The following is a 4,974-nucleotide window of genomic DNA, read 5'->3' on the forward strand; positions in this document are numbered from 1 at the left end:
CCAGGTCGCGGAGCCGGGCGTCGACGTCGGCGCGGAGGGTCGGAGGGAGTCGGGGAGCGCCGTGAGGGGCGGACCACCAGTCCGGCCCCACGTGATCGGTGATCGCCGTGACGGTGGCGGTGTCGCCGCCGGTGAGGTCGAGCAGGCGCCGGACCGACCCCTCCGAGGGCTCGATCCCGGTCCGCGCGGTGACCAGCTCGCGGAGCGAGACGGTGTCGAGCCGATCCAGGCGGAGGGTCACCGCGGCGACGCGGGCGACCAGGTCGGCGGAGGGGCCGGGATCCGACGACGACGAGGTCAGCACGAGCAGAACGGAATCGGCCGATTCGACGGCGTCGACCATGCCCCGGAGCGAGTCGGGGTCGGCGTGGTCGGCGTCGTCGAGCGCCACGACCGTCCCCGGGCCCGCCACGCGGAGCGCGGAGCGCAGCGCCACGGCGACGGTGGTCTCCGATGAGGCGAGGAGCGGGTGTCGGGTGGGGCCGCTGGGGAATCGGGTGAGCGCCCGGTCGGCCGTCGACCACGGTCGTCGGTGGTCCCAGGGCAGCGCCCGGACCGCCGCGACCGTGACGCCGCGAAGCGAAGAGAGGAACGTGTCGAGGGTGTGTGTCTTCCCGCCCCCGGTCGGGGCGGTCACCAGGACGACCCGGGACCCGCGGTCCGTCACCAGTCGATGGGTGTCGAGCAGTCCGTCGAGGGATCCGCGGAGTTCGCCGCGACGCTGGGGGCTCATCGGTCCAGCGTAGGGCGCGGCGCGCGGGTGGGCCAGGGTTAACCCTAGTCATGCCCCAGGGTGGTTGGTTCGGCATGCGAACGGCACGTCGGGTGGCGGCCGGTGACCTGCACCGACCCGGACCCGGGGTTCGCGATGCGCACAATTGTGTCACTACATCCGTAAAGTGAGTGATTGACGACACAGCATCCCGGGGTGCACGGTGGTGGTCATCGGCTGGCGGACCCACTCCGCCGGGACCACGGTCCCCCGGCCCGATCCAGTCCCCACTCACCCAGGGAGCGTCATGTCCACCACCGCAGTCCCCACCGCCTCCGGCTCAGGCAACGCCGCCACCGACAAGTTCAAGGGCAACCGGGTCACCTCCGACACCTCGCCCGAGCGCGCCGCCGCGATCTACAAGGACGTGCTGACCAAGCTCTCCGAGGTCATCTACCAGCACGAGGTGACCTACGACGAGTACCGCGTCCTCAAGCAGTGGCTCATCGACGTGGGCGAGGGCGGCGAGTGGCCGCTGTGGCTCGACGTGTTCCTCGAGCACTTCATCGAGGACTCCAACAGTCGGATCTTCGACGGCACCAAGGGCTCCATCGAGGGCCCGTACTACGTTCCCGGCGCCCCGAATCTCGGCGCCAGGGGCACCATGCCGATGCGTGAGGACGAGAAGGGCACCCACCTGGTGTTCAAGGGCCAGGTCCGTGACCTGGACGGTGCCGGCATCGAGGGCGCGACCGTCGAGCTCTGGCACGCCGACTCCGACGGCTACTACTCGCAGTTCGACGACGGCCTGGGCATCCCGGAGTGGAACCTGCGCGGCACCTTCTCCACCGACGCCGAGGGCGGCTTCGAGATCACCACGATCCAGCCCGCGCCGTACCAGATCCCGCACGACGGGCCGACCGGCGAGTTCATCGCCAGCTACGACGGCCACCCGTGGCGTCCCGCCCACCTCCACCTCAAGGTGACGGCACCGGGCAAGCGACTCATCACCACCCAGCTCTACTTCCAGGGCGGCCAGTGGGTCGAGGACGACGTGGCCGGGGCGGTCAAGCCCGAGCTTCTCCTGGACCCCAAGCCGGGCGCCGACGGGGTCGACGAGGTGGTCTACGACTTCGTGCTCGACCCGGTGTCCGCGCCGCGCTACGTCGCCTGACCGGCACGTTCTCCGGAATCGCCGCCGCCCGCCCCGGCCGCCACGAGCGGCCGGGGCGTCCGTGCTCCCCACCTAGACGAGGACCGACCATGACCGACATGACCATCCGCTCCGTCGAGACCCGCATCCTCGACGTCCCGCTCATCCGTCCCCACAAGTTCGCGACCACCACCGCGACCGCGCAGTCGATCCTGCTCGTGTCGGTGACCACCGCCGACGGGGTGGTCGGCCACGGGGAGGGCGTCACCCCGGGAGGGCCCTGGTGGGGCGGCGAATCGGCGGAGACTATGCAGGTGCTCGTCGAGAAGTACCTCGCTCCGGTGGCTGTGGGTCGCCGCGTGGACCAGATCCCCGCGGTCCTCGAGGCCATGGAGGGGGTGGTGGCCCGGGGCCGCTTCGCCAAGGCAGCGCTCGAGATCGCGATGTTCGATGCGTGGGCGCGCACCCTGGACGTGCCGGTGCGGTCCCTTCTCGGGGGCGCGGTCCGCGACTCCATCGAGTGCACGTGGGCCCTGGGGGCCATGCCGCTCGAGGAGATGGTCGAGGAGATCGACGAGCTCCTCGCCACCGACCGGCACCGCACCTTCAAGCTCAAGATGGGCGCGCTGGATCCGGCCGAGGACGTCGCCCGCATCGCCGCGCTCGCCGGGCGGCTCGACGGGCGCGCCGGGCTGCGGGTGGACATCAACGCCCGCTGGGACCGGTTCACCGCCACCACCCACCTGCCGGCGCTGGTGGACGCGGGGATCGAGCTCATCGAGCAGCCGACCCCCACGGAACAGATCGAGGTCCTGGCCGAGCTCAACCGCACCCTGCCCGTGCACATCATGGCGGACGAGTCGGTGCAGTCCCCGCACGACGCCCTCGAGGTGGTCCGTCGGGACGCCGCCGGCGTGATCGCGGTGAAGACCACCAAGCTCGGGGGGCTGACCCGCAGCAAGGAGGTCGTGGCGATCGCGCGCACGGCCGGGGTGGCGTGCCACGCCGCGACCTCGCTGGAGGGCCCCATCGGGACGATGGCCTCGCTGCACCTGGCGTGCGCGGAGCCGGGGTTCAACTACGGCTCCGAGCTGTTCGGTCCGCTCCTGCTGGCCGAGACCTACGTGACCACCCCGATCAGGTACGAGGCCGGCCGCGTCCACCTCCCGGAGGGGCCGGGCCTGGGCGTGGAGATCGACCACGACGCCGTGGAGAAGTTCACCCGCCGCTGACAGCGGCACCCCGACCCACAAGGAGAGTCAGACGATGGCACTGTTCCACGTCCGCATGGACGTCCACCTCCCGCACGACCTGGACCCGCAGGTACGGGCCGAGACCCTGGCCCGCGAGAAGGCCTACAGCCAGGAGCTGCAGCGCTCCGGAAAGTGGCGTGAGCTCTGGCGCATCGTGGGCCAGTACTCCAACATCAGCATCTTCGACGTCGAGTCGGCCGACGAGCTTCACGAGCTGCTCTCCGGCCTTCCGCTGTTCCCGTTCATGGACATCGAGGTGATGGCGCTGACCCGCCACCCCTCGCGCATCGACTGATCCCCGGTCGAGGTGCGTGGGACGCTGTTCCCCTGGGCGAGCGCACCCGATCGGCGGCGCCCACCACAGCGGCGGGCACAGCCGCAGCGCGACCCCGGGACTTGCGCTGGCTCTTCGGCCTGTGCGGCCTGTTTGCACGGGATTCCCGGGGTGGCGCTGGGCGACCGGACCAGTCGGCCAGCGTAAGCCGGAGACGCAGCGCATCCCGGCGGCAGCGTACGGCGGAGACGCAGCGTAAGCCGGAGACGCAGCGCATCCAGGGGGCAGCGGCGGCCCGACCGCCCCCCGGCACGCGGCCGAGGTGGGTCAGACGCGCTCGAACACCGCGGCCAGGCCCTGCCCACCGCCGATGCACATGGTCTCCAGGCCCCACTGGGCGTCGCGGCGCACCAGCTCGTGCGAGAGGGTGGCGAGGATGCGGGCACCGGTCGCGCCCACGGGGTGGCCGAGCGAGATGCCGGACCCGTGCGGGTTGAGACGCTCGGAGGCGGGATCGATGTCCCACTCGCGCATGACCGACAGCGCCTGCGCGGCAAAGGCCTCGTTCAGCTCGATCACGTCCATGTCCGCCAGCGTCATCCCGAGCCGGCCGAGCGCCTTGGCGGTGGCGGGGACCGGGCCGATGCCCATGGTCTCGGGGGCCACGCCCGCGACGGCCCACGAGGCCAGGCGCACGAGCGGCGTCAACCCGAGGGAGGCCGCCTTGTCCGTCGTGGTGACGATGCACATCGCCGCGCCGTCGTTCTGCCCCGACGCGTTGCCGGCGGTGACGGTCGCCTCGGGGTCGGTGCGACCCATGATCGCGCGCAGCCCGGACAGGGCCTCGACCGTCGTGTCGGCGCGGGGATGCTCGTCGGTGTCGACGACGACGTGGTCGCCCCTGCGCTGCGGGACGGTGACGGGGACGATCTCCTCGGCGAACACCCCGGACTGCTGGGCGGCGACCGCGCGCTGATGGGACTGCGCGGCGAGCCGGTCCTGCTCCTCGCGGGTGATGCCGTACTCGCGGCGGAGGTTCTCGGCGGTCTCGATCATCCCGCCGTCGATGACGTGGGAGCGGCCGCCGACCGTGGTGCGGGCGCGGCCGAGGCGGTCGACGAGCGAGATCCCGTCGCCCTTGATGCCCCAGCGGGGCGAGGGGGTGGCGTAGAACTCCACCTGACTCATCGACTCGACGCCGCCGGCCACGACGAGGTCGACGCCGCCGGAGGCCACCTGCAACGCGCCGGTGATGACGGCCTGGAGGCCGGAACCGCAGCGCCGGTCGAGCTGCATCCCGGGCACGTCGATCCCGAGCGGGGAGTCGAGGGCGGCGATCCGGCCGATGGCCGGGCCCTCGCCGCCGGGCGATCCCTGGCCCAGGATCACGTCGTCGACGTCCGCTCCGGTCAGGCCGGTGCGCTCGACGAGCGCCGTGAGCAGGGACGTGGCCAGGGTGTTGGCGTCGAGCTCGCGGAACACGCCGCCGAAGCGGCCGACCGGGGTGCGGAGGGGCTGGCAGATGACGGTGTCGCGCATGAGGTCTCCTCGTTGGGCTTGGGTGTCGTCGGGCTGGGTGTCG

5 protein-coding genes are annotated in these 4,974 nt (G+C 71.9%); 3 read left to right on the forward strand and 2 right to left on the reverse strand.

What is annotated here, in order from left to right; translation table 11 throughout:
- A partial coding sequence (locus B4M60_RS04750; RefSeq protein ID WP_291080775.1) for a hypothetical protein occupies positions 1-733 on the reverse strand: 733 nt, incomplete at its 3' end.
- Positions 734-1,019: 286 nt separating this feature from the next.
- Between B4M60_RS04750 and catA the strand changes: the two genes are divergently transcribed.
- From catA to catC, 3 genes are all read left to right on the forward strand, one after another.
- Complete coding sequence (gene catA, locus B4M60_RS04755) at positions 1,020-1,886, forward strand: catechol 1,2-dioxygenase (protein WP_291080777.1); 867 nt, start codon at positions 1,020-1,022, stop codon at positions 1,884-1,886.
- A gap of 89 nt (positions 1,887-1,975) precedes the next feature.
- Entirely contained in the window at positions 1,976-3,097 is a 1,122-nt protein-coding gene (locus B4M60_RS04760; RefSeq protein WP_291080779.1) for a muconate/chloromuconate family cycloisomerase, read from the forward strand.
- Between the two features lie 34 nt (positions 3,098-3,131).
- Positions 3,132-3,413: a muconolactone Delta-isomerase gene (catC, locus tag B4M60_RS04765; protein WP_291080781.1), complete on the forward strand. Its 282-nt coding sequence runs from the start codon at positions 3,132-3,134 to the stop codon at positions 3,411-3,413.
- A gap of 306 nt (positions 3,414-3,719) precedes the next feature.
- Here catC and B4M60_RS04770 read toward each other — a convergent pair whose 3' ends face one another.
- Complete coding sequence (locus tag B4M60_RS04770) at positions 3,720-4,931, reverse strand: acetyl-CoA C-acetyltransferase (RefSeq protein WP_291080794.1); 1,212 nt, start codon at positions 4,929-4,931, stop codon at positions 3,720-3,722.
- Between the last annotated feature and the right edge of the window lie 43 nt (positions 4,932-4,974).

The sequence above is a fragment of the Dietzia sp. UBA5065 genome (genome assembly GCA_002415925.1).
In the GTDB taxonomy this organism is placed as follows: Bacteria; Actinomycetota; Actinomycetes; order Mycobacteriales; family Mycobacteriaceae; genus Dietzia.

Coding starts and splice junctions, on each gene's coding strand:
- B4M60_RS04760 (WP_291080779.1), top strand. CDS start 1,976: ATGACCGACATGACCATCCGCTCCGTCGAGACCCGCATCCTCGACGTC.
- catA (WP_291080777.1), top strand. CDS start 1,020: ATGTCCACCACCGCAGTCCCCACCGCCTCCGGCTCAGGCAACGCCGCC.
- B4M60_RS04770 (WP_291080794.1), bottom strand. CDS start 4,931: ATGCGCGACACCGTCATCTGCCAGCCCCTCCGCACCCCGGTCGGCCGC.
- catC (WP_291080781.1), top strand. CDS start 3,132: ATGGCACTGTTCCACGTCCGCATGGACGTCCACCTCCCGCACGACCTG.